The 24,905-nt window shown below is 48.2% G+C and carries 24 protein-coding genes and 3 pseudogenes; 13 read left to right on the top strand and 14 right to left on the bottom strand.

Features of this window, described 5'->3' with window-relative positions; all coding sequences use genetic code 11:
- Positions 1-105: 105 nt before the first annotated feature.
- Both ACTWJ7_RS21745 and ACTWJ7_RS21740 read right to left on the bottom strand, forming a co-directional pair.
- Positions 106-1,437: an MFS transporter gene (locus tag ACTWJ7_RS21745; RefSeq protein WP_301878970.1), complete on the bottom strand. Its 1,332-nt coding sequence runs from the start codon at positions 1,435-1,437 to the stop codon at positions 106-108.
- A gap of 77 nt (positions 1,438-1,514) precedes the next feature.
- Positions 1,515-2,219: an O-methyltransferase gene (locus ACTWJ7_RS21740; protein WP_435874226.1), complete on the bottom strand. Its 705-nt coding sequence runs from the start codon at positions 2,217-2,219 to the stop codon at positions 1,515-1,517.
- 138 nt (positions 2,220-2,357) lie between these two features.
- Here ACTWJ7_RS21740 and ACTWJ7_RS21735 point away from each other — a divergent pair, with 138 nt between their 5' ends.
- Entirely contained in the window at positions 2,358-3,251 is an 894-nt protein-coding gene (locus ACTWJ7_RS21735; RefSeq protein WP_301878969.1) for a LysR family transcriptional regulator, read from the top strand.
- Positions 3,252-3,278: 27 nt separating this feature from the next.
- On the opposite strand, the gene ACTWJ7_RS21730 is transcribed toward ACTWJ7_RS21735, so the two are convergent.
- Both ACTWJ7_RS21730 and ACTWJ7_RS21725 read right to left on the bottom strand, forming a co-directional pair.
- Positions 3,279-4,007, bottom strand: a complete 729-nt coding sequence (locus tag ACTWJ7_RS21730) for a YoaK family protein (protein ID WP_301878968.1) — start codon at positions 4,005-4,007, stop codon at positions 3,279-3,281.
- Between the two features lie 134 nt (positions 4,008-4,141).
- Positions 4,142-4,873 (bottom strand): alpha/beta hydrolase family protein, encoded by a 732-nt coding sequence (locus ACTWJ7_RS21725; protein WP_301878964.1) that lies wholly within the window; start codon positions 4,871-4,873, stop codon positions 4,142-4,144.
- A gap of 381 nt (positions 4,874-5,254) precedes the next feature.
- Here ACTWJ7_RS21725 and ACTWJ7_RS21720 point away from each other — a divergent pair, with 381 nt between their 5' ends.
- Together ACTWJ7_RS21720 and ACTWJ7_RS21715 are read left to right on the top strand one after the other, a co-directional pair.
- Entirely contained in the window at positions 5,255-6,001 is a 747-nt protein-coding gene (locus ACTWJ7_RS21720) for a GTP pyrophosphokinase (RefSeq protein ID WP_443146404.1), read from the top strand.
- Positions 6,002-6,042: 41 nt separating this feature from the next.
- Positions 6,043-7,277 (top strand): annotated as a pseudogene (locus ACTWJ7_RS21715) (multidrug effflux MFS transporter).
- A gap of 89 nt (positions 7,278-7,366) precedes the next feature.
- Here the strand turns inward: ACTWJ7_RS21715 and ACTWJ7_RS21710 are convergent.
- Entirely contained in the window at positions 7,367-7,717 is a 351-nt protein-coding gene (locus ACTWJ7_RS21710; RefSeq protein ID WP_443145874.1) for a hypothetical protein, read from the bottom strand.
- 502 nt (positions 7,718-8,219) lie between these two features.
- On the opposite strand from ACTWJ7_RS21710, the gene ACTWJ7_RS21705 reads away from it, so the two are divergent.
- The 7 genes and pseudogenes from ACTWJ7_RS21705 to ACTWJ7_RS21675 all read left to right on the top strand — a co-directional run bounded on the left by ACTWJ7_RS21705 (position 8,220) and on the right by ACTWJ7_RS21675 (position 16,159).
- Complete coding sequence (locus tag ACTWJ7_RS21705; protein ID WP_301878960.1) at positions 8,220-9,215, top strand: iron-hydroxamate ABC transporter substrate-binding protein; 996 nt, start codon at positions 8,220-8,222, stop codon at positions 9,213-9,215.
- 156 nt (positions 9,216-9,371) lie between these two features.
- Positions 9,372-9,992 (top strand): flavin reductase family protein, encoded by a 621-nt coding sequence (locus ACTWJ7_RS21700; RefSeq protein ID WP_301878959.1) that lies wholly within the window; start codon positions 9,372-9,374, stop codon positions 9,990-9,992.
- Positions 9,993-10,197: 205 nt separating this feature from the next.
- Positions 10,198-11,352 carry a type III polyketide synthase gene (locus ACTWJ7_RS21695; protein ID WP_301878958.1) on the top strand — a complete coding sequence of 385 codons (1,155 nt, stop codon included), beginning with the start codon at positions 10,198-10,200 and terminating at the stop codon, positions 11,350-11,352.
- Between the two features lie 42 nt (positions 11,353-11,394).
- A complete protein-coding gene (locus tag ACTWJ7_RS21690) occupies positions 11,395-11,754 on the top strand; it encodes a hypothetical protein (protein WP_443145873.1) in 360 nt (119 codons plus the stop codon).
- Positions 11,755-11,762: 8 nt separating this feature from the next.
- Positions 11,763-13,643, top strand: a complete 1,881-nt coding sequence (locus tag ACTWJ7_RS21685) for an MMPL family transporter (protein ID WP_443145872.1) — start codon at positions 11,763-11,765, stop codon at positions 13,641-13,643.
- A gap of 284 nt (positions 13,644-13,927) precedes the next feature.
- Positions 13,928-14,947: an alpha/beta hydrolase family protein gene (locus tag ACTWJ7_RS21680; protein ID WP_301878955.1), complete on the top strand. Its 1,020-nt coding sequence runs from the start codon at positions 13,928-13,930 to the stop codon at positions 14,945-14,947.
- A gap of 40 nt (positions 14,948-14,987) precedes the next feature.
- Positions 14,988-16,159 (top strand): annotated as a pseudogene (locus ACTWJ7_RS21675) (rhamnogalacturonan acetylesterase).
- Positions 16,160-16,292: 133 nt separating this feature from the next.
- Here the strand turns inward: ACTWJ7_RS21675 and mnhG are convergent.
- The 7 genes and pseudogenes from mnhG to ACTWJ7_RS21640 form a co-directional block, all read right to left on the bottom strand.
- The gene (mnhG, locus tag ACTWJ7_RS21670) at positions 16,293-16,685 is read right to left on the bottom strand and encodes a monovalent cation/H(+) antiporter subunit G (protein ID WP_301878953.1); all 393 of its coding nucleotides are present in this window, start codon (positions 16,683-16,685) and stop codon (positions 16,293-16,295) included.
- Between the two features lie 66 nt (positions 16,686-16,751).
- Positions 16,752-16,952 (bottom strand): annotated as a pseudogene (locus tag ACTWJ7_RS21665) (monovalent cation/H+ antiporter complex subunit F); the annotation flags it as partial.
- Positions 16,952-17,428: a Na+/H+ antiporter subunit E gene (locus ACTWJ7_RS21660; RefSeq protein ID WP_301878950.1), complete on the bottom strand. Its 477-nt coding sequence runs from the start codon at positions 17,426-17,428 to the stop codon at positions 16,952-16,954. The pseudogene ACTWJ7_RS21665 and the gene ACTWJ7_RS21660, both read right to left, overlap by 1 nt.
- A gap of 6 nt (positions 17,429-17,434) precedes the next feature.
- On the bottom strand, positions 17,435-18,913 hold the full coding sequence (locus ACTWJ7_RS21655) for a Na+/H+ antiporter subunit D (RefSeq protein ID WP_285076718.1): 1,479 nt from the start codon (positions 18,911-18,913) through the stop codon (positions 17,435-17,437).
- Positions 18,906-19,244: a Na(+)/H(+) antiporter subunit C gene (locus ACTWJ7_RS21650; RefSeq protein ID WP_024631879.1), complete on the bottom strand. Its 339-nt coding sequence runs from the start codon at positions 19,242-19,244 to the stop codon at positions 18,906-18,908. The genes ACTWJ7_RS21655 and ACTWJ7_RS21650 overlap by 8 nt, the downstream gene beginning before the upstream one ends.
- Before the next feature lies 1 nt (position 19,245).
- Positions 19,246-20,226 carry a hydrogen gas-evolving membrane-bound hydrogenase subunit E gene (mbhE, locus tag ACTWJ7_RS21645; RefSeq protein WP_443145871.1) on the bottom strand — a complete coding sequence of 327 codons (981 nt, stop codon included), beginning with the start codon at positions 20,224-20,226 and terminating at the stop codon, positions 19,246-19,248.
- A gap of 53 nt (positions 20,227-20,279) precedes the next feature.
- Positions 20,280-22,202: a proton-conducting transporter transmembrane domain-containing protein gene (locus tag ACTWJ7_RS21640; RefSeq protein ID WP_443145870.1), complete on the bottom strand. Its 1,923-nt coding sequence runs from the start codon at positions 22,200-22,202 to the stop codon at positions 20,280-20,282.
- 262 nt (positions 22,203-22,464) lie between these two features.
- Here ACTWJ7_RS21640 and ACTWJ7_RS21635 point away from each other — a divergent pair, with 262 nt between their 5' ends.
- The 3 genes from ACTWJ7_RS21635 to ACTWJ7_RS21625 are packed head-to-tail and all read left to right on the top strand — an operon-like array spanning position 22,465 to position 23,601.
- Positions 22,465-22,836 carry a hypothetical protein gene (locus ACTWJ7_RS21635; RefSeq protein ID WP_443145869.1) on the top strand — a complete coding sequence of 124 codons (372 nt, stop codon included), beginning with the start codon at positions 22,465-22,467 and terminating at the stop codon, positions 22,834-22,836.
- Entirely contained in the window at positions 22,821-23,027 is a 207-nt protein-coding gene (locus tag ACTWJ7_RS21630; protein WP_443146403.1) for a diguanylate cyclase domain-containing protein, read from the top strand. Before ACTWJ7_RS21635 ends, ACTWJ7_RS21630 begins: the two co-directional genes overlap by 16 nt.
- A gap of 52 nt (positions 23,028-23,079) precedes the next feature.
- Positions 23,080-23,601 carry a hypothetical protein gene (locus ACTWJ7_RS21625; RefSeq protein ID WP_024631882.1) on the top strand — a complete coding sequence of 174 codons (522 nt, stop codon included), beginning with the start codon at positions 23,080-23,082 and terminating at the stop codon, positions 23,599-23,601.
- 77 nt (positions 23,602-23,678) lie between these two features.
- On the opposite strand, the gene ACTWJ7_RS21620 is transcribed toward ACTWJ7_RS21625, so the two are convergent.
- Together ACTWJ7_RS21620 and ACTWJ7_RS21615 are read right to left on the bottom strand one after the other, a co-directional pair.
- On the bottom strand, positions 23,679-24,407 hold the full coding sequence (locus ACTWJ7_RS21620; protein WP_443145868.1) for a GGDEF domain-containing protein: 729 nt from the start codon (positions 24,405-24,407) through the stop codon (positions 23,679-23,681).
- The gene (locus ACTWJ7_RS21615) at positions 24,398-24,817 is read right to left on the bottom strand and encodes a hypothetical protein (protein ID WP_443145867.1); all 420 of its coding nucleotides are present in this window, start codon (positions 24,815-24,817) and stop codon (positions 24,398-24,400) included. The genes ACTWJ7_RS21620 and ACTWJ7_RS21615 overlap by 10 nt, the downstream gene beginning before the upstream one ends.
- Positions 24,818-24,905 lie beyond the last annotated feature (88 nt).

Genomic DNA, 24,905 nt, shown 5'->3' with positions numbered 1-24,905 from the left:
TCCTGATGATAAGATACAATGATTGATCCTTGAACGGTGATTGGCTCATTACGAAGCAGAACAGGAGAGCAGGTCGATCCCGCTATCCTGCTGAATTGTTGTCATTTATCTGTTCGCCGCAATTACACGGGCAGAAGGCTTCGGTTCTTTGAACATCATATAGTACATTAGCGATGAAATCACGTATAAACTGCCTGTAATGCTGAACGTGATTGCATAACCCCAATATGTGCCATAAGTGGTCACGAGGTAAGATTGTACTGGGCCCATGGTTGCCCATCCAATCATAAAGGCAGTCTGCATCAGAGAATTGGCGATTCCACGGCGTTTATCCGATACTCTGTCCACCAGAATGGCGGATTGAATCGGATTGGCCGCATTCATCAGTGCTTGTCTGAACAAGAAACTCACCGAAGCGATGAGCAGCAGATTCGTGAAGCCGGTTAACAGCAGGAAGGGCAGCGACATGACCTGGAAGATGACGACAGCCCGAACACTTCCCACCTTGGCCGCAAGTGTGGGTCCAATCAGCATCGATACAATGGTCATGATCTGACCCAATGAAATTAGCAGACTCATGGCACTTAAAGACACCGAAAAACGGTTGGTAAAATACAGATTGAGATAAGGCACAACCAGTCCGGAACCAAATCCGATCAATAATTGGGTGATGACAAATTGTCCAATCAAACGGGAATCTTTCTTTTGGCTAAGGATATCGTTCTTGCTGTCTTGTTCCGAAGAATGAACGACACTCTGTTTACCATCACTTGCAGATGGTGCAGATTCAGTGACAGGTTGCACCGGAGTATCCGCTTGCGGTGCCTTCTTATCCTCGGATACAAATAACATCGGGATAAACGCAACCAGCGTGGCTGCCCCACCCACAAACAAAACCGTTTGCAGACCCGTGACTTTGGCAAGTCCTGCCGTATGAAGCAGGTCTGCAAACACGCCGCCACCCAAGCTGCCAAGGACCTGAGAAGCAAGCACGAGGGAGGAATAATAGCTGAACATCTTTAGTCGTTGACTCTTCTTCACATTCTCAGCGAGGAAAGGAATGGCCAGTACCTGAAATACGCCAGCGAAAAGTCCCGAAAATACAGCAAACCAGATCAGTCCGCTGGCAGAATAATCGAAGGAACGGCCAATCAGGAAGATTCCGCTGAACAAAGCGCCGGTAATCAGGAGCCGCTTGCGGCTGAAAAAATCGCCGCATAGTCCGATGGGAACAAACATAATCGCTGTCGCAAGTGATTGTATACTTACAATCTGGCCGTTCATTGTATCATTGTAGCCGAGACCCTGAATGTACAGATTGTACAAGACAGAGAACATGCCATTTCCGATCTGATACAAGATACTTGCCAGAAAAAACAATTGAATATTGCGGGACCAGCCCCGAATTTCAGCTTGAATCTGTTGTAAAAGTCTCAAGTGGTTTCCCCCAGTCTGCCTGTGCAGTAATTTCAGTTTAACAGGAATAGGGGATTTGCGGAAGAATTGACCATTGTTTATTTTGTCATAGGAGATTCCAGCACACGGGCAATCACGAATCCATCATAACCTTTACTGCCTACAGTCTGAAGTGCTGTCGCTTCAAGACACGGGTTATCCGCAATTAATTTCAGGAAAGATTGTACGCCCATAACTCTGCGGTCCGTACTGTCTGCATTGATAACTTCACCGTCCCTGACGATGTTGTCACCAATGATCAGACTTCCCGGGCGAGCCAAACGCAGTGCCCATCTCAGATAATCAGGATTACTTGGTTTGTCAGCATCAATGAAGATAAAATCAAAGGGCTCCCTGTATTCTTCCTGAACGTCGGGAAGAGTAGTCAGAGCTGGACCTACTCGAAGATCAACCTTGTGCATAAGTCCTGCACGCGTAAGATTGGTTCGTGCCATATCTGCATGGTGTGGCTCAGCCTCCAGTGTAACGATGCGTCCGTGTTCGGGAAGGGCCCTTGCCATCCAGATCGTACTGTATCCGCCAAGTGTCCCGATTTCGAGCACACGTGTTGCGCCTTGTATTTGAAGCAGGAGCTGAAGGAGTTTCCCTTGATTGGGCGTTACATCATGGGCGGGCAAGCCGGCTTCTGTATTTGTACTTAGAGCCTGCTCCAGAAGGGAATCTGAGGGAATTAATAAGGCGTTCAAATAGTCGTCGACTTGACTCCAGGTTTGCTGTTGAGCAGATACATTCAGATTGTTCATCGTCATCTGTTCCTTTCCGATTGCATGTATTGGATTTCATACTTCAACTATAAAGTGAACAGATATATAAATAAAATATATATTATGTATGTTAATATAACCTTAGATTATATATCTGATGTGAAGGAGGTGTAAGGCTTGAATTTGCACGGATTACGATTGTTTCATGCCATCGTGAGATTTGGCGGAGTTACGCGTGCGGCAGAAGAACTCAACATTAGCCAGCCAGCGGTATCCTCCCAGGTGAAGAAATTTGAGCGAGAACTGGGCATTCAATTATTCGCTTCGGAGGGGAGAAAACTGGTCCTTACCGATGCAGGAACACAATTAACAGGTTATGCGGAACGTCTGTTCATGCTGGAACAGGATGTCGAGAACTTTGTAGAGGATTTTCGGGCGGGCAAAAAAGGGCTGATTCGTCTTACCGCAACCTATTTACCATCCAACTTTCTGCTGCCGGGCTGGATTGCCCGTTTTAAGCAGATGCACGAGGATGTGGAGCTGGTGGTGAGTACAACCAATACCCGGAAGGCTTTTGACCAACTGCTGCGTTATGAGGCCGAGATTGCGGTGTATGGTGGAAGTGGCATTACACATTCAGGTATCCATTGGGACGAATTGTTTGAAGATGAGATGTGGTTTGTTGTCCATCCTGATCATTCTTATGCGGGGAAAGAAATTGAGCTTCGGGAGATGGTAGCGGAGCCCTTCATCATGCGCGAAGAGGGCAGCGCTACACGGGAGCGTCTGGTTTCTCTTTGCACCACAAATAACCTGGCTGCTCCCCGTATTGCGCTTCAGTTTAATGGATTGAACGAAACGATCAGTGCGGTGAAAGCAGGGTATGGAGCCAACTTTATTTCTTCTCTGGTCGTAAAGGAAGATGTCCAAGAAGGCAAGCTGGCACGTGTATTCGTTCGAGGTGTGCAGTTGAAAAACACGGTAGCCGTATGTACACGAGCTGGGGAAGTGTTATCTCCTGCCGCACAGCATCTGGTTGAACTTATCAGACAGGAAGCATCATTAATGTAATAAAATAGTAGAATAATCGTATAAGAGCTAGCTTTGCATGTCATCCGTCGCTGATTTGGCAGTTCTCCTGGAGTATAAACGGGCATATAGGGTGACACCACCAACGATGAGAACAGGGATCCAGACTGCCATCATAGGTACGTGGTGGAATAGAATCGCAGCTAGAATAACACCGCCCAAATAGATCACCACGGCGCCTGCGCGAAGGTACGCATCTGCTGACAGTGCTTTGACCAGTGAGCGAATATTGGCATGTCTCAGCCGCTGAAGAATGCTTACTGCATCTTCAACCACGGCGGCCAGATTATTGGTGAGCACGGTCGTTGAGATACCGGCAATCCCAATGCGGCGCGCAGCAGTCGTTTGCATCCCCATAGCCGCGGCCAGGATGGCAATGAGCAAATAGGACAATTGTTCCGAATAAGGACTGATCATCGCGATGGCAAAGAGCAGAAGCAGTATACTTTCTACAGTGAACACCGTTGTAACCTGGGAAGACCAGCCATTTTTCGTCTGCACACGTCCGATCATATGTGCCGCTATGGCATTTCCGGCAATAAAACCAATGAGGGCAAGCAGTGCACGCAGCACAACAAATTCCTGAGCACGGGCAATCGCAATCCCCAGCAGCACAATATTGCCCGTCATATTGGCTGTAAGCACATGCCCCAGTCCCAGGTATCCGATCACATCGACCATTCCGGCAGACAGGCACAGCAGCAGCATCGCGTACTTTTGGAGGGTATTTTGATTCATGATTATCCGTCCTTTCCAAAAAACGTAACCCCTCCAGTATACATCCACAACGCATGATCCTTCAAAATGAAGTTCATGATGCAATGCAAACTTCCCATATCAGCAAACATGTTTAAATCGTCTCTAGCTTAAAGCTAAGGTGCGGCAAGCCAGTCAAACATATTATTCACCGCCGCCTCATGCACCTTCTCCTGAAAACGATGATCCTGTCCCCCATAAGCGTGAAACGTAACGCTCACGCCTCTGCGTTTCAGCCAATGATACATCCGGGTTCCATGACTGTAATTCACCTGTGTATCCGACGTGCCATGCATGATCAGCACAGGACAGTGAAGTTTGTGTGCCTTCGACAAGGGAGAACGGGCGAGGTAAGCTTCCGGAACGGAACGTGGCGAACCGCCAAGCACTCTTTTCAATGTACGTCTCAAGTCGGTTCGTTCATGATAGGTGCGTTCCACATCGGCGACACCGCTCCAAAGCACCAGTTTATGTATCTGCCCAGGCCCTTCATTGTAGGTCGTTGCTGTATGTACGGCATTAATGGCTCCACGAGAAAATCCCATCATTGAAATTCGCTTCGTATCGGCAAAGGGCCACTCCTGAACGAGCCGGTAAGCGGCATGCACGTCTTCGGCATCTCGACCGCCATACTCGTCATGCCCTTCGCCACCCTCGTTGCCACGATAGGATGGAGCAAAGACGATATAACCTTTATGGACAAATTGCTCCAGCCAAGCAGTATTTACCCCACCATAGTTGCCCAGCCCGCCGCGGCAATAGATCAGAACCGGCCAACGTGCACCATTGCCGTCCAAGGTGTGTTGTTTTGCAGGAGGATAGCGGCTTGTGAGCTGTTGTACTTGCATGGATTGTTGCGATAAGGCGAAGCCTGAAAGGGCAGAGCTGGTATATGCTTTTTCATATGCTGAGAAGGCGGGGAGGGGGCAACCGTCCGGCAGGCCTAAATATCCTTTTACCCGGAGCGCATCGGACGAATATGTCACATGATAGAGCAGGGAGATCAACCTCTTTCATCGGAAATGGGATGCCAATGGATAATGATCCTTCTTTAGGATGCGCCTAAACGAGGTTCCCATACCTTGCAGTCAGCAACGACAATTCGTTGTGAGAAATTCGTTTATTGGCTCCATATGATTTATAATGGTTCAGGAGACATGTGGATTGACCGATGTCCTCTTATTCATAAAACTAACTTTAGTGTGCACGAAGAAAGGAAGAAAACCATGATGAACGCTCCACATCCGATTGATCAATTCAAGAAATTCAAATACGAAATTACGAGATTTATGATGATCTATAAATTTGCTTTGGATCAAATGGAGACCAAAATTGAGGTATTGAAGGAAGAATTTCAGTCCCTGCATGATTACAGCCCGATAGAACATACGAAATCCAGATTGAAGTCACCTGAGAGCATTATGAACAAGATGTTCCGCAAAAATCATGAGTTAACCTTTGAAAGTATCAAGAATAATATTAAGGATATCGCTGGCGTACGCATTACCTGCTCCTTTATTTCAGACATTTATCGCATTAAGGATATGTTGTGCAACCAAAGTGATCTGCGTGTGCTGGAGGTAAAAGATTATATCCAAAATCCGAAGCCAAACGGCTACCAAAGCCTTCATCTTCTGGTGGAGGTGCCTGTTTACATGTCTAATGGAGAAGAACGGGCGTGTGTGGAAATCCAGATTCGTACGATTGCGATGGATTTCTGGGCCAGTCTGGAGCATAAAATCTTTTATATATACAATAAGGATGTTCCCGAGCGTTTGACCAAAGAACTGAAAAGTGCAGCGGACTCTGCGAACGCACTGGACCAGCAAATGGAGAGGCTGCACCGGGAGATTCAGGAAATCAAGGATGCCGAGAATGATCGGGATGAAGAAGAGCTGCGTCGTATTATCATTAACAATCAACAGTTCACACTGCCTTCCAACCTGCTCAAGCTGCTGGGAGACGGAGAACACTAAGGAAAAGAGAACTACCGCAGGGAAAGGAATATGTTATTCATATGAAAAGTACACCAGCCTCAATAAGCACCCATTCTACATCCCGGGTACGTATGGCACTGATTCTGGGGACACTGTCGGCCTTTGGCCCGCTGTCCCTGGACATGTATTTGCCAGCACTGCCTACACTGGCCGATGAATTCCAGTCCTCCACTTCTTATGCCCAGCTCAGTCTTACGGCATGTATGGTCGGGCTTGCGGCAGGACAGCTGTTGGCTGGGCCTCTAAGTGATGTGCGTGGTCGTCGTATGCCGCTTATTGCGGGTCTTATTCTCTATACTATCGCTTCCATACTCTGCCTGGTCAGCCCGACCATGGGTTCTTTTGTTGTGCTTCGTTTCATTCAGGGTGCAGCGGGAGCAGCGGAATTGTCATCTCGCGAGCGGTGGTAAGGGACGTGTATTCCGGACCGGAGCTGACACGTTTCTTCTCGCTCTTAATGCTGATTAATGGCGTCGCACCGATAGCTGCACCGATTATCGGTGGACAATTGCTCGCGTATACATCGTGGCGCGGCGTATTTATTTTGCTGAGTATTATCGGTATTTTGACTTTAATTGCTGTGGTGGTTGGTCTTGGAGAGACCCTTCCTCCAGAACGCAGATCCAGCGGAGGGCTGAAGCAGTCCCTGGTTACATTCCACAAAATTGCGGGGGATCGCCAGTTCATGGGATATGCTTTAACCCAAGGGTTCGTAGCTGCTGGCATGTTTGCCTACATATCCGGTTCGCCATTCGTACTTCAGAAAATATATGGCATCTCCCCGCAGATGTTCAGTGTCTGCTTCGCCATTAACGGTCTGGGCATCATATTGGCAAGTCAGATCGCCGGAAGACTTGCAGGTAAAGTATCCGAAACCCGTCTGTTGATCGCAGGGCTGCTCACTGCTGCACTGGGAGGAACATCTTTGCTCATTGCCATTCTGGCTGGAGGCAATCTGATTGCAGTCCTGATTCCTTTATTCCTCGTGGTATCCAGTGTGGGGTTGGTTAATACGGCTTCCTTCGCCCTGGCGATGGCTAATCAGGAGAAATCGGCAGGCAGTGCTTCTGCTCTTATTGGGGTAATGACGTTTCTCTTCGGCGGCATTGTCGCTCCGCTCGTAGGTCTTGGAGGAGAAGGTACAGCTGTGCCGATGGGCATTGTTATCGCTTGTGCGGATCTTGGCGCGTTGCTAATTTACGTTGTAATGGTAGGCAAGAGTGGTAGACGTCAGGATAAACAGCGACTGGTGTAAAAAGTATTGTGTTGTTGCTTGGCAAAAAAGCGCTCCAAGTGGAAGGTTCTGTCCTTCAGCTGGGGCGCTTCTTCTATGTCTGAACGGGTTTAGCAAAGTGCAAACAAAATTTGCGTATTGAGCAGGATACCTGGAGTCAGAAACGGATAGAAGTAACCGATGACAAAACCGAACAGATTGGTGGAAGGCCACATTAAGTAAACGTCATTGTACGTAAATACAAGAGACCAACGGTTGTAACAGAAATTTTGCAGTACACGTTGCTCGGGATCACGAGGCGTTGCTACTCCGGATTGGGCAAACTGCACGGCCTGGGTCAGATTCTGTGGTTGTTGCTGGATGAATAGTGGTAGAAGGCCGGGACTGCTTTTGATCAGGTTATATAGGAAGACCATCTCTGAAGGGGGTTGACCTACTGGGCGAGGATAGGCGCTAAGCAAGGTGGGCAGATTGCCCTGTGACAGCTGAGCAGGAACACCCGGCGCCGTGCCAGGTACGCCCCCAGGAAAGTAGGGAGGTTGACCGCCTGTGCCTCCGCCTGGAGTGTAAGGGGGTAAGAACCCGGTCCTCCCGGAATACCTGGCACGGGCTGACCGCCTGGAGAGCTACCTGGAAACAAAGGAGGGAGCTGATAGGAGCGATCTTCTCCATAACCTGAATATGTGTTATATAGGTAATCCATGTACGAACATCCTTCCTGTCGTCGTATTCTGGAATTAGCATATGGCGGCATTCGCCCAAATGTGAATCGTTCAAATGAATGCGCATTCGGCCTTATCGGACAAAAACTGCATTGACAACTACGTTGATAACAATTATCATTGTCAATGGAATTGGACAATAGTACATACAAGTATAATATGCATGAATAATGTATAAACGTCTAAGTCTGTCATAACAACTCAATCCATTGAGGTGTTCATTTCGAAAGGGGATAGTCACGTGTTTAAACAAAATAAAAAAATGATCATGCTTCTGATCACGGTAATGGTCATGTCTATTTGGCTGGCAGCATGCGGATCGAAGCCAGCAGAGAACGGTACAGCAGCAGGAGAGAACAATACTGCAGCGGAGACAGGGACACAGACAGAAGCTCCGGCAGAACGTACTCTGACAGATGCCATGGGCCACGAAGTGAAAATTCCGGCGAATCCCGAGCGTATTATCGCTTCCTATCTGGAAGACAACCTAGTTACCCTTGGTGTTAAGCCTGTCGCTCAATGGTCTGTAGCCAACGGAATTCAGGAGTATTTGCAAAAGGATCTGAACGGTATTCCTACCATCGCCTTCGATCTTCCTTTTGAAGCGGTCGTAAGTTTCAACCCGGATCTGATTATTATCGGTTCGGAAAGTGTGGTTGAAGGCGAAAAATACGCGCAATACAGCAAAATTGCACCTACGTATGTACTTGGTGATGAGATCAATAACGACTGGCGTAAAGCGTTGCTGAAAATCGGTGAGATTTTGAATAAAGGTGATGAAGCACAAAAAGCCCTTGATGATTACGAAGTCAAAGCCAAAGAAATCAAAGAAAAACTGGACACAGTCACAGGTGGAACGAAATCTGCTGCAGCCATTTGGCTGGTGAGTGGCAAGTTCTTCATCGTAAGTGACAACGTATCGAGTGGAGAAGTAATGTACAAGGACCTTGGGCTTGCAGAGCCTGAAGTGGTGAAAGAAATCTCTGCCAATGCGACGGGTAACTGGTCTTCCATCTCGCTTGAAAAATTGGCGGAAATGGATGTTGACTACCTCTTCTTTGTGAACAGTGATGAAGGTACTGGCGCAGAAGCACTCAAAGATCCGGTTTGGCAGAGCATCCCTGCGGTGAAAAATGGTAACTTGTTCGAATTTACCCGGTCAAGCAGCTGGTTGTATAGCGGAGTTCAAGCAAACCTTCAAATTATGGAAGACATCCAAAACAGTATCGTAAAATAACAGATATCAAATACGAAGTCGAATGTTTATACTCCTTGGTGCGATGAGCACCAGGGAGTTTTTTTGTGATTTCAACATTTTACGATATATAATATTAATGAAGAGAAGCTCTTGAGAGATGAGTATCGCTTCATGACAAGGAAGGGGACATTCTGAATGTTTACACTAGATCCACGCGAATTAACCGGAAGAGAAAATTATAAATTGATGAGCGGCTCGGTGGTGCCACGCCCAATCGCATTTGTGACAACACTTTCTCAAGATGGCAGCGTCATTAATGCAGCGCCCTTCAGTTTCTTTAATGTAGTCAGCTCTGATCCGCCGCTATTATCCATATCCATTGCTCGCAAGGAAGGCGTTATGAAAGATACGGCGCGCAACGTGCTTGCCATGCAAGAACTGGTTGTACATATTTGCGATGAAGCCATCGCTCTGGATATGAATGAGACAGCAGCCATGCTGGAGCCCCACGAAAGTGAGCTGGAACGGACCAATCTGACGACTGTGCCAAGTAGCGTGGTGTCCGTACCGGGGATACAGGAAGCGCTTGTTCGAATGGAGTGCATACTCTATCAGCATATTCCGATATCGAACGATGAGGGGAAACCCGTGAGTGATCTGCTTCTGGTTCGCATTGTACAGTATCATTTCAGTGAGAACGTGTATGATCCTGCCACCAAATATATATTAATGGACCAGCTGAAACCAATCAGCAGACTGGCAGGAAATGACTATGCCAAACTTGGCGAGAGATTTACGGTGGTCCGCCCGGAGTAGCATCGGTTCAGGCTGAACAGCCTGTAGATGGATAGGTCTATATAATAATCTTCGTCTAATAAGGCGGACAACTTATGTTTAATTCGCATATGTTGTCCGTCTTTGCTCGTTTCATGAACATAAAGGGGGCAAGCCCTGAATAGACTTGTACTATATCCTGCACATGTGACATGAACCTATTTTATATATAAGGGGGTTGGAGCCGATGAACCAACTTGATGGAACAGTAGTCGCAAGTATCATGGGAATAGGAACGGCATTGCCTAGTCACCGCATTGAGCAAAAGGATGTGTCTGCCCGGCTCGCACAAGCGCTGGAACATGAGCCGGATTCCAGACGATGGGCTAAGCGAATATTCAATCAGTGCGGTGTCGAGACGCGTTATACATGTGAACCGAACCTGCTGGAGCCTGTAGAGTCTTGTCGTTATCTGCCCTTTACCCAGGCGGAGAACGTTCCGACCACAGCCGAACGTATGACTAAATATAAGGCGGCTGCCGTTCCGCTTGGTATCAAGGCAGCACGACAGGCACTTGAGGATGCCGTCGTTTCAACTTCGGAGATTACACATCTCATTACCGTCAGTTGTACCGGACAGTTTCTGCCCGGGCTCGATGTTCGGCTGATTCAGCAGCTTGAACTATCGCCGCGTGTAAACCGGATTCCGCTTGTATTCCAGGGATGTGCCGCCGGTCTGAAAGCTATACAGTTGGCGAATTCGATTGTGACGAGTGAAAAAGACGCAACGGTTCTTATCGTATGTGTGGAGCTGTGCACCCTTCATTTTCAGCCCTCTGCCAAGCGGGATGACCTGTTCGCAGCGTCCTTCTTTGGGGATGGGGCTTCGGCCTGTGTTGTCGGCCTGTCCGGAACAGGGCGCAAGGAACTGTTCCGACTGGGGGAAGGACAATCCGTTTTGCTGCCAGACTGTTCGGAAGAGATGATCTGGGAAGTGGGCAATACCGGCTTCGATCTGTATCTCTCGCCACAGATTCCAAAGCTGCTCGGCTTGCATCTTGGTCCAGAAGTGGAACAATTGCTGAACGGCAGTGATCTACCTGAGATCTGGGCGATTCACCCCGGAGGCAGAGGCATTGTAGATGCGGTGCAGAAGCTTTACCAGCTCTCGGATAAACAGGTCGAATACAGCCGAAGCATTTTACGGGATTATGGAAATCTATCCTCCGTGACGATTCTATTTGTTTTACAAGCTATCCGAGAGGATTATAGCAAAAGGGAAGAGGCTTCCAGCGGAATTGCGCTTGCTTTTGGACCGGGACTCACAGCGGAATTGCTTCCTTTTACTTATGTTCCTGCATCCGTTGAAGTAAGAGAGCCCGTGAATCAAAGCGTGATCTGAAAAGAAACTGAATTACCAATCTGATATCAGAGGAGCTTGGGTATGGGTTATCGCAGCCTTGCTGTCCTCATTAGCCGATATCCGCGATTCATCATTCTCTGCTGGGTGTTTGTCATCGGGATGTCAGCCGTCTGGGCGTGGAGATTGCCCGGTAATGTTCAGGATCATGGATTGAACTTCAACCAGGGAGATGCTCATGCTGTAGAGCTTGTTCTTGAGAAAGAGTTCCATGTTCCTGCTGATCCGGTTATTCTTCTTTTTGAAAAAAAGACAGGCACTACCCTTGCCGAATTCCGAGGCTGGATTCAAGATCGACTGCAACAGGTTCGCACACTTTCAGGTGTAACGTCCATAATCTCTCCGCTTGAAGCACCTGGAAGCCAGATGCTGCGGGGGATGTAGCCTACGCCTTGCTAGGGTTTGATGTACCCTCTCACAAGATGGGTCCAACCCTGGAACAGCTGCAATCCATGCTTACAACAGACGATTTGGGAATGATCCGAATAACAGGGGAATCCGTTGTACAGCAGGATGTAAACAATCTCAGTTTCCGCGATTTGGAACGGGCAGAGGTTGTGGGTCTGCCGCTTGCTCTCGTCATTTTGTGTTTTGCGTTCAGAGGGCTTTATGCGGCTCTGCTTGCTGTCATTATGGGGGTATCCGGTGTCATAACGGCAATGGGGGTTACTTCCCTCCTGGGTTACCACCTGGCGCTCTCCAACTTTGTGATCAACGTGATTCCAATGGTGGGAATGGCCCTCAGCATCGACTTTGCCCTGATTATTCTCAGCAGATATAGGGAGGAACTTCAGCAAGGTCAGAAAAGTGAAGAAACAGGTGCAGGAAAAGAGGAAGTCCTGCAGAGAACACTGCGTACAGCGGGAAGAGCGGTATTCTTTTCTGCGGCATGTGTGCTGTTGGGACTGCTCGGTCTGCTATGGATTAGACTGCCGATGTTCCTGAGTGTATCCCTGGGAGCCATTATTGTGCTCGTTATATCGGTCCTGCTGAATATAACACTACTGCCAGCGATTCTATCCCTTAATTCAGTGCACATCTTTAGACAAAGGTTCGAGTATTCCATTTCTTCAAAGCAGGTTAAGCACCAACAAACGTTGCAGTCAGGTTCAATCTGGGCAGTCTGGTCAGGCATGATTATGAAACGCCCAGTTCGCATGGCGCTGCTTGGAACGGGTGCACTGCTTCTTTTTGTTTTACCGGTTACCCGGCTGGAGCTGGCTATTCCAGATGCTTCATCCCTGCCTGCCAGGATGGAGTCTCGTCAGACGACGGAGCAGTTACAGCGCATTTTTGGACAAAAGAACGTCTCTGCTGTAGAGATTGTGATTGGTGGAACGGCAGAGACGTTGAGTGCTTCCCACTGGCGGGTTGCGTTGAATAAAATGCAAGAGCTTCAGCAGGATTCGAATGTGATGAGTATTGAATCCGCATGGGGAATCATGCTGCCGGACAAGTTCTCCTCCCAAACCGAATTAACAATGAACATTCTATCGTCATCTCTGCCTGAAGCGCTGAACGAAACCCGATCTCAGCAGCCTTCATGGCTGCGTTTATATGTGTCTGACCATTCCATTCGTATGGTAGCTACCATACACGGAGCACCCGGCTCAGATGAGGCTGCTTCCTGGCTCGATCAGATGAGGGACAAGGACGCCGCTAACCCCATTTCCTCAATACCGCTGCGTTATGGCGGAGAGGCAGTCAAGCAGTATGAAATCATGCAAGAAGTTTCAGGCCAACTGCCTAAAGTGCTGGTGTTTGTTATAGTAACGAATTATCTCGTATTGCTCGCAGCATTCCGGTCATTACTCATTCCCATCAAAGCCATTCTGATGAACCTGCTCAGCCTGGCTGCTTCATTCGGCGTCCTCGTACTGGTCTTCAATCAGGGACATTTGGGTATGGAGCCGTCCGCCATTGCGATCATGATTCCCGTGTTCATTGCCGGGCTCGTATTTGGTATCTCAATGGACTATGGCGTATTCATGCTGTCCCGCATCCAGGAGGTATACAGACGAACAGGCGATAGTGATCTGGCTGTACAGCAAGGACTCGCTTCAACCGGACGTCTGATTACATCGGCGGCGGCGATTCTGCTGGCAGTGACCGTGCCGTTTGCCTTTGCTGACGTGGCGGGTGTAAAACAGCTGGGGATCGGAATTACAGCGGCGGTATTCATTGATGTTACCCTTATCCGTTTGGTACTGGTACCTGCGCTCATGAAACTGATGGGCAGATGGAACTGGTGGCTACCTGGGTTCAGGGAATAAAAGGCCAGATCAAGAAGGATGTTCTCGGAGCCTGAAGTTCAGGTATGCGAGGATATCTTTTTTTCATCAAAATATGTGAATTCAAGTCCAAAACAGGCAATAATGTTCAATTCACGGGCTGTACGGTGATTTATAATAGACTGAACAAGTCCAACATAAATTTATAATACATCTATTTAAATTGAACAAAACATTTACACGAGAATGGAGAGGACAGAAATAACCTGAAGAAGTGGAGCTAAATAATTTATATATTATTTGAATGGACAGGAGGGATGAACGGTATGTCGGATATTGAATCCTATTTGCAAAAACAAACAAGCCCGCGCGGACGGTCCGCTTATCAGGCGGGTCAAGCCCTTGACCCATGGCGCAGTCAGTTGCGCACACGGATTAAAGAGCGGCTGGGCGGTTTCCCAACCGTGGCTGCGGAGCTGAATCCCGTACTCCTGGAACGCACGGCATGTGACGGCTATATCCGGGAGCGGGTTGAGATTACAACCTATGCGGGGTTGCGCATGCCCATCTATATGTTAATACCGGATGTAGTAAGCGCTACCAAAGAGCCGTGTCCAGCTATTATAGCTTGTCATGGACACGGGTATGGCAGCCGGGAAATCTGCGGCATGGAACCCGACGGTTCACCGCGTAGAGGAGAACCCGGCCTGCATAAAGACTTCGCCGTCGCTCTTGTACAGCGTGGATATGTGGTTGCTGCGCCTGAATTGCTTGGATTTGGTGACCGAAGGCTGGAGGAGGATCGGGATGCACCCCCAGGGGCAAGCTCATGTACCAAAATTGCGGCCCATCTGCTCATGACAGGGCAGACCCTGGCCGGACATCGCATCTATGAGACGATGCGTGTGCTCGATTACATAACCACCCGTCCTGAAGCTGTCTCAGCGCGTATCGGCAGTATGGGCATCTCGGGGGGTGGACTCGTGACGGCATTCACTGCTGCGTTGGATGAACGGTGTCGTGCAGCTGTTGTGAGCGGTTACGCCAATACATTTCAGGGCAGCATACTGGACAGAAATCATTGCCTCGATAATTATATCCCAGGAATTTTGAGGGAAGCAGAGCTGCCGGATATCATCGGTATGATTGCACCCAGGCCGCTGTTTATTGAAGCCGGAAGTGAAGATCAGGTATTTCCGCTGCCAACAGCAAAAGAAGCTTATGCCCGATTGACCAAAATCTATGAGCAGGCGGGCGCACAGAAATGGCTGGATGCAGACTTTTTTACAGGTGGACATGAAATTAGCGGAGCGAAAGCCTATGATTGGCTTGATTACGTTCTATAAGGAAACTATACAAATAGAAACCTGAGAGGAGTGTTTAGTCATGAAATGGTCAAAATCCGTGCGGTATTTGCTCTGTCTTACCCTGTTTGCTAGTCTGATTGGGGGTGCTCTGGCAGCTAATGGCGGACAGGTCGCTGAAGCTGCAGCGAATGAGTACAAATTTGATTTTGGTTCCGGTGCAGTTGAGAGCGGTTACACAGGTGTATTGGCAACGGATGCCTACACTTCAGCGAAAGGCTATGGATTCAATACACCTGGCAATATGCGAAATGTAACTGCCTCCGGAACGGGCGCTGCAAGCGATGCCGTACAGTTTGTTACCTTTGGCACGAAGAGTACGAATACGTTTAATGTGGATTTGTCCAATGGTCTCTACGAGGTCAAAGTGCTCCTGGGAAACACAGCCAGATCGAGTGTGGCGGCAGAAGGTGTATATCAGATCATCAATATGACGGGTAACGGGCGACCGATCAATTTCAAATTCCGGTGACGGATGGACAGTTAAATCTGTTGGTAACAGAAGGTAAGGAAGGCGCGGCATTTACACTCAGCGCACTTGAAATCCGGAAAATATCGAATCAGACGGTGACGAACCGTACGATCTATATTGGAGGCGATTCGACGGTCTGCAATTACTATCCGCTTAACAGCAGTGTGCAGGGTGGCTGGGGACAGCTATTCCCTTCCTACGTGAATACGAGTACATTTCAGGTTCGGAATATGGCCTCAAGCGGTCAATTTGCAAGAGGCTTCCGCGATGATGGACAGATGGAAGCGATTCTGAAGTATATTAAGCCAGGAGATTACTTTATTTTGCAATTAGGGATTAATGATACGAATGCCAAGAATAATACAACGGAAGCGGAGTTCAAGGAGATCATGCGTGATATGGTTCGTCAGGCCAAAAATAAAGGAGCCACCGTTATTTTATCAACGCCTCAGGGTCGGGCAACTGATTTCAATTCAGCCAATGTGCATACTGCGGAGAATCGCTGGTACAATGCATCTACACGTGCACTGGCTCAGGAAGAGGGTGTGGCACTTGTAGATCTGAACAAACTCAGTTCGGCCTATTTCACTTCCATTGGACCGGCTGCAACACTGGCCTTGTACATGACAGGAGACACGCTGCATCCGAATCGGGATGGTGCTGCCCAGCTTGCACGAATCGTTGCTGCTGATCTGAGAAGACAGGGACTTGATGGATTCTGATTCGGTAAACTATAGTTTACTTCTGCTCCACGAATATGGATTGGACTAAGCTGAGTCTCATACAATCCAAATACCCCGGGACGGCCACATCATGTGTGGCATGTCCCGGGGTATTGGATTATGGACCAAGAGACTATTCCATCATGTCCTTGGCTTCATGGTTGACCTTTTTCCCCTTCAAGAGCGGTTCAAGTTCATCCTGCACACTCTGTTCCCATAGAGGGACATCCGTTCGATAGGCAGCCCGTCCGTTCAGATGTCCGGCTACCGGTGCTGTGATAAAGACAAACACAATGCCAAGCAACACCCGGGCACTAATATAGTTGTCGAAATACCAGAAGAAAAGAAACGTTCCGCTCAGTACACAAAGTACGCCGAGTGTAGTGTTTTTGGTGGCGGCATGCGCCCGTAGATATACATCTGGCAGTCGAATTAGTCCGAACGCGCTAAATGCGCTTAGTAGGGCGCCCAGCAGGACAATAAGCCCAATGACAATTCCGGCGGTTCCATCAACGATCTCCTTCATTTTTGAACACCGCCCCCGTTCAATGTATCGTGCAAATGCAACTGTGCTTAGAAAAGCGAGAATGCCAATTAACAGAATAATATCCAGATAAGCTTGGGTATGAAGCATCATGGATAGTACCGCAACGATGGCAATGACATTAATACCGATGGTATCCAGTGCCGTAATCCGGTCGGCCATGGAAGGTCCGCGCAGCACCCGGTACAGACAACCCAGGATTGCCAGGGACAGAATAAGCAAGGATATGAACAATAGTGAGGATAACATTAACGTGTCACCTCCATAATGGCTTTTTCGAACGTATTTTTGATATCATCACTCATTTTCTGTTGATCTTTGATATCCAGCGCGTGAATATATAATTTACGTTGATTGCCCGAAATTTCAAGTGGAAGGGTACCTGGCGTTAGTGAAATGAGCAAGCACAGGAGTGTAACTTCCCAATCGGAGGACAGCTGAGTCTGATAGGTAAATATACCTGGCCGAATATCAAGCTTCGGCTTCACAATCTGGCGAATAACTTCAATGCTGGCCCGTACCAGCTCCTTGAACAGCAAGGCAATCAGCTTGATGATTGCCCAGACACGAACGATGTAGAAGCGCTGCGGAAAGAACCGCCGCATGCTCCCAATCAACAGCAGACCCAGCAGATAACCCGTGAGAAAGCCAACGCCATTCCACGCATTATTCAGAAACATCCATACAAAAGCAATGATCAGATTCAACACAATCTGAAAGGCCATACGCATCTACTCCTTCAATACTGCATCAATATAAATATTGGGATGCAGCAGAATGTCGCCTGCGCGGGAGGTCAGCTGGAACATGCCCTCAGCCCCCACACCCATCGCGATGATGAACACAAACAGAATTCCGGCAGGGATGAGCAGGCCGTTCACGGCATAAGGTCTTCTCACTGCGCCTGCTGGCGGTTCACCCCAGAACGCCTGTATGAAGATGCGTAGTACCGAATATAACATCAGCAGACTGGAAAGGACGGCAATGCCTGTCAGACCGTACAAGCCAGCCTGAAATCCGCCTTCGAACAGTAGCAATTTCCCAGGAAATCCACTGAAAGGCGGAATACCTGCCAAGGCAAGTGCACTGATGAAGAACATCCAGCCAAGCAGTGGATAGCGATGGATCAGACCGCCCATATTGTCGAGCTTGGAGGTTCCTGCGACCGCGATCAGAGCACCCCCGAGCAGGAAGAGCAGTGTTTTGATCAGCATGTCATGCAGCATGTAGAAGAGCAGACCTTCCAGTGACGGACGACTCGCTGCCGCCATGCCGAAGGCCACAAATCCCACACCTGCGATAACATTGTAGATCAGAATCTTATTGACGTCACGATAGGACATAGCCCCGATTACCCCGAGTACCATGGTCGCTCCCGCCATCCAGCCGATAAGTGCATGGAAGAAATCCGGATCATGATAGAAAATGAGTGTGAATGTTCGCACAATAGCGTACAAGCCAACTTTGGTCAGCAATCCGGCGAATAGGGCGGTGACAACTGCCGGAGGGGCTGCATAAGAGCCGGATAACCAGAAGAACAGGAACAAGCCAGCTTTAATACTGAATACGATCAGGAAGAGGACGGCAATCAGCGTGATGACTCCACTCTGTCCGACCTCGGCGATCCGATTGGACAAGTCGGCCATGTTTAGTGTGCCGGTAACCGAGTAGAGAAAGCCAATAGAGGCTACAAATAACGCAGAAGAGACAATGTTAATCAATACATACTTGATTGTTTCCCGTAATTGTCTCTCCGTACCTCCCAATACAATCAGTGCATATGAAGAGATGAGCATTAGTTCAAAGCATACAAACAGGTTAAACAGGTCTCCCGTTAGGAATGAACCGTTCACGCCTGCTATCAGGAAATGAAAGAACGGGTAAAAATGATGTTCTTCCCGTTCCTTATTCACGCTGCGGAAGGCATAGAGCAGACATGCGAACCCAATGATCGAAGCGGCAACGACGAGCAAGGCCGATACCATATCGGCAACAAGTACGATACCGTAGGGTGGTTCCCAGCCTCCCATATTCAGTGTTTGTATCCCGGACTGTGCCACTTGGGTAATGAGCACGGTTGAAGCGGCTGCCGTCATCAGTAAGCCAATGACACTTACAACCCGCTGGATATTTGTCCGTCGGAAGAACAGAAGGGCAATAACCCCGGTAATCAGTGGCAGCAGAATGGGCAGAACAACGAGATTATTCATAAGGACGCCCCCTTACTTCTTCCATATCGTCTGTCTTTAGCTTCAAATAGGAGCGATAGGAGAGTACAAAGAAAAAGGCGGTTAGTCCGAAATTAATGACGATGGATGTTAAAATCAGAGCCTGGGGGAGTGGATCGACGTATCGTTCAGCCTGCTCCCCGAGCAAAGGTGGTGCACCTGTTTTGAGACGTGACATCGTAATCAGCAGCAGGTGCACCCCATGGGTTAGTATGGACATGCCGAGCACGATACGGAGCAGGCTCCGCGATAAGATTAAAAAGACGGCGACTGCGAACAGAATGCCAACGGCCACACACATCAATATTTCCATATCAGCGATCCTCCCCGATCTGTAGAATGATATTCATGGTGACTCCCAGGACGGCAAGATACACGCCGAGGTCAAACAGCATCGCGGTTGCAAGTTCCGTTTCTCCCAGTATTGGAAGATCGAAATAACCAAAGGTCTGACTCAGGAAGGGTGCGCCGAACAAAAACGAGCCTGCTCCGGTCAATAACGCAATGCCCAAGCCAATGGCCGTCAAGGTGCGAAAATCGATAGGTAAAGCTTTGCGTACGGTATCCGTACTAAATGCCAGCGCTAGTAATACCAGTGCAGCAGCCGTCACCAGGCCGCCAATGAAGCCTCCACCCGGGTTATGATGTCCGGCGAAGAACAGATGGAGCGCGAAGGTCAGAATGATAAAGACAACAACCTTGGTCGTCGTTTGCAGTAATATATCGTTGCTTTGAAGGGGGACGGTATCCCATGTTGACGAGCTGCGTTCACGGTTGCCATACTTTTTCGTATTGTCTGCTTCGTCACCCGTCTCATTATCGGTTTCTTCAGTTTGTTCTTTCTTGCGGAATTTCAGTCTTGCACCGAGGTCCCTCGCTTCGAGATTGAGATTAATCATGGAGTAGATGGACAATGAAGCTACCCCAAGCACCATAATCTCCAGTAAGGTATCGAATCCTCGGAAGTCCACCAGCAGCACATTAACGACATTTTTGCCGCCAGCCAGATGGTAGCTCTCCTGAATGAAAAAGTCTGAAATGCTTTCCAGTGACGCAGTTCCGCTCGCTGCCAAGGCCACAAAGGTCATGACGACCCCAACAGCAATCGCTACGATCATATTGACACTAAGATAACGTCGGCTTGATTTGCCCCGTTGCAGCTCAGGCAGATGGTAGAAACAAAGCAGAAATAGTGCAACGGATACCGTCTCTACAATCATCTGGGTCAATGCGAGATCCGGTGCTCGGAACAGCACGAACAGCAAAGTGACGAGGTAACCAACCGCGCCTGTCATAATGACTGCCGATAGTCTGTTCTTGGCAAACGGAATCGAAACCGCAGCGGCAATTAATGCCAGCAGCAGTACTGCCTCATAGAAAGAGAAGGGGGCATTACCCTTGAAGTTCCAGGTGATATTTTCCCTGAGCGGAAAAAGGCATAAACCAGCAATGCAACGGTGAACGAGAAAATGTATACCAGATAATTACGAACCGAGCCATTCATATAGGCTTCCGTCCATTTGCGTGCATAATGCTGAAGATTATCGAGCACGACATGGTACATATTGTTTATCGTTAAGCCTTGCGGATAGTGCTCATAAATCGTTCTCCAGCGCGGCAGCAGTTTGTACATGGTTATGCCTAGGGCAATTACACCGATAGTCATAATCAATTCAGGAGTAATGCCATGCCATAGGGAGAAATGAACATCAAAGTGTTCTTTTCCGTTCAGCAGTGATGGAAGTACAGCAGCCATCGCGGGTTCAATCAATGATTCAGCCAGCAGATTCGGGAATAGACCGAATATGATCACAAGTATCCCGAGAATAACCGGAGGAATCAGCATGCCGACAGGAGCTTCATGCTGCTTCTCAGCAGGAATCTCGCTGCGAGTTCGTCCAAGGAACGTTTTGAATACAATAATAAGCGCATAGATCAAAGTGAACACACTTGCAAGCCAGGCGAACACAGGCAAGAGTACGCTCCATGAACCGAGTCCAAAGATGCGGAGGTGTGTCACTTCCACCATGGCCTGAAAGAACAGCTCCTTGCTCAGAAATCCGTTGAACGGCGGAATTCCGGCCATGGCGAGTGCTCCGATGAGCGCTACCGTAAAGGTCACTGGCATAAACGAAGCAAGGCCGCCGAGTTTCCTTATATCCCGGGTACCTGTTTCATGATCCACAATCCCAACGACCATGAACAGTGCCGCCTTGAAGGTAGCGTGGTTGAACAGATGAAGCAAAGCTGCCGTAATGGCAACCGTGTACATCGCGGAGGATTCGCCATATCCGAAATAGATGGCCGTTGAGCCAACGCCGAGCAGGGACATGATTAGACCAAGCTGTGAAATTGTAGAATAGGCCAGAATCGCTTTGAGATCATTTTTTTTCACGGCGAGGAAAGATCCATAACACAGGGTGAGCAGTCCAACGCCGGTGACAAGCCAGAACCACAACCCCTGTCCACCGAAAATCGGTGTAAACCGGGCGACAACATACAGTCCCGCCTTAACCATCGTAGCCGAATGCAGATAGGCGCTGACGGGAGTTGGAGCTTCCATGGCGTCTGGCAGCCAGATGTGGAACGGGAACTGTGCGGATTTCGTAAACGCCCCGACCAGAATCAGCACAAGAGCTGGCAAGAATAGTGAACTATCCTGTATCTGCCCCCACTCTGTAATGGTTGCCCGGATGCTGAACGTGCCAGTCATGAGATACATCAGCATGAAACCGGCGAGCATGGCGAATCCGCCAAATACGGTAATAAGGAACGATTTTTGTGCACCTGAGGTGGACGCTTCGCGTTTGTAATGAAAGGCGATCAGGAGAAAGGACGTAATACTGGTCAACTCCCAGAATCCGTACAACACAATCATATTATCTGACAGCACCACGCCAAGCATGGCTCCCATAAACATCAGCAGGTACAGATAGAAGCGGTTCAAGGCTTCTTTAGTGTCCATGTAGAAGATAGAATACAGGACCACCATAGTTCCTATTCCGGTGATTAACAGTGTCAGCAGCAGACTTAGACCATCCAGATATAGATTGAATCCAATGTCCAGTGACGGAATCCAGGGGATATATCCGGATACCATATTTCGCTGGGACACGGCGGGTAAGAGACTCGCAAAATAAACAAATAATAGGGCCGGGACAAGTAAAACCAGCCATCCCATATGTATTTTACGGAAGAAACGATGCAGCATGGCAAGTACAACACCAGCGGCAAATGGCAGAATTACAGCAACATGAAGCAGGCTCAACATTACACCCCCAATGACTGAATTTCGAATGCTCTTCGTTGTGACAAACAGTGCTCGCTTGGCTCATACGAGCATGCTTGCTCTCTATATTCATAACCCAAGTATGTATATACAGAATCGTGACTATTCTTTGAATGGAAGAAACACGGTGCGAATATCCATCCAACATTGTATGGACATGTATAATAAAAAAAGACATGATTTCCGAAAGCTGCTGCTCAATCAGCTTCAAGATAGCTTTCCCACATTCTCATGGGTTGGATTCATGAATCTGAAAGGAAATGTGCTGGCATCCACAGACGGCATATTGCGCGGTGAAAATTTATCGGAACGGCCCGTGTATCAGGAGGGAATCAAGGGTAAGTTTATTGGAGATGTCCATGATGCAGTCCTTCTGGCGAAGCTGCTTCCCAACCCAACCGGTGAACCGTTGCAATTTGTAGATATCAGCTTTCCATTGAAATACAAGAACGGAGAGATTGCTGGTGTGCTTGCCGCGCATTTAAGCTGGGCCTGGGCGAAGGAAGTAGAGAAAAGTGTCCTGGAACCGTTGAAGCATGAGGAAAAGGACATCGAGATGTTTATCGTCAGTCAAAAGGAAAATACGGTGCTGCTGAAGATATCATACAGAACCTGAATAAGCCGTTTATTATCGAATATGGGCGGATTCATATTGGATGCAGCATTGGAGGTGCCGAATATCCTGCTAACAGTCGCAATCCGAGTGAAATTATTCGCATGGCAGATGAGGCGCTGTATGAATCCAAGCGTGCGGGCAAAAATAGAATGACATTCTATCCAGAATTGAAGAACACAGCTAAAGGATAATATACTATAGAGTATAAGGTAACTGATCAGTAGACAGGCAAGGAGCGATGAGATGTCTGGAAAATATACCAATGTACCCTATGGCTATGAACCGCCCCCAGCTGCCCGGAAAGGCACCCTGATTTTTTATGATTCATTTGAGCACGTAACGGATGAACAGCTTGAACGGGCAGCTGCTATTGCGGACACACGTGCTTTTGTGCAGCTTGTGCTTTATCCTCTACATGAGAATACGATGAAGCGAATGAGCAAGGAGGGGGTGCAGCCCTTTTACAAAAGGGAGGACCGCCTTCATGACTGGAGAAGGGAGCATGCATCCTCCCGCGTACGGGTCGAGGGCTGGGAAGGCAAGCGTAAGAAGTATACGCCGATCGAAGCAGCTCTGCGCCATATGGCAGAAGAATACCCCGCTCCTCATTTCCTGTATCTCACGGTTGAGATGGCAAATCAGTTCGCATCCTTTGACTCGTTCAAAGATTGGATTAAGGAAGTACGTCTGATTATTGATGGAGAGCCGGCTAAGCTCCACCCGAAGCTGGAGCAAAATACACATCGCTGGGAATGGGTAGAGTAAACCTAAAGGCTTTATAAAGACCCTAATAAAGAAAAGTTGTGCTGTTACACCGGCGTTCGGTGAGCAGCACAACTTTTTTAATTTTTTTCTTCAACGATTATAGACGATTCGAGGGATGTTACCGTTTTATTTTTCCCTGTCCGTTTGGCGGTATACAGGCACGCGTCCACTTCTTCAAACAATTTGTCCTTGGACAGATGGGGGCTGTAGCTTTGGAGTCCGACACTTACCGTAATATAAGCTCCTTCCAGCTCCGGATGAACAAGACGGGCGATTTTCTTACGGATCTGCTCCACTAATGCATATGCCTGCTCAAAAGACTGTTCGAACATCAGCAGTGCGAATTCCTCGCCGCCATAACGCGCAGCAATATCGCTTGATGTGACGTTCTCCTGAATGACCAGAGATACTCTCTCCAAAATGACGTCTCCAACCCGATGACCATATGTATCATTAATGGATTTGAAATTGTCAATATCAATCAATGCCAAATAAAGACTCATGCCATTCTTGGCATACTCAAACGCTTTTTCATAGTAGTCCTTAAAGGAGCTTTGATTATACAGATTGGTTAACCCGTCTGTCTTGGACTGCTTGCTCATAATTGCGTTTCGTACAATCAGATCCTGCTTGGCAAGCATACTGGCCTGAAGATCATCCAGTACCTCGACCCCGCTAATAACAATGAGTTGCGCAACATATGTACCTACAATGAGGAAAGCCGGAATGGAAACCATATCAAACGAAGATAAGTACAGCCGATAGGACGGGTCGCAGAGTACGATGACATAGCCAATCATCTGCATGAGGCATACCGCCCATACCCTTTTTTGTTGAAGAACAGAACCGAAGCAAAGATTGGCAAAAGACATATGGCCAGTATAATGCGAATATCGTAATTGACATGAATGATGGCCCAGGCAATCACCGTGCTCGCCATGGACATGGAGTAGAAGGAAAACGAACTGAACCGGCGTTCCACCCAACTGGCGACCAGAATGGCTAAAGCGCTGGCTGATGTAGGCCAAACTAAAACATGGATTATGAAATCTTCCGGAGTTCGATCATAATCCAGAAACAGAAAGCAGCCGATTTGAATGACAACATGCGTTAGAACGACGATCCAATAAGCACGAAGCATTTTTTTGATCCATTTGGAATGCTTGAATTCGTACTCTGTTGGGATATGGCTGTTATTCGTATGGAAACTCTTCAATATATCACCGCTGACTGCATCATAATGATACGACAGACGCCGCTCTCGTATCTTTTAATTATAAAACACATTGCATGAAACGCAAATT

Origin of the sequence: Paenibacillus sp. 1A_MP2 (assembly GCF_052244825.1) — a bacterium.
Classification (GTDB): Bacteria; Bacillota; Bacilli; order Paenibacillales; family Paenibacillaceae; genus Paenibacillus; species Paenibacillus vandeheii.
Note: the sequence above shows the minus strand (reverse complement) of the source record. Positions and strands in the feature narration are given on the sequence as shown.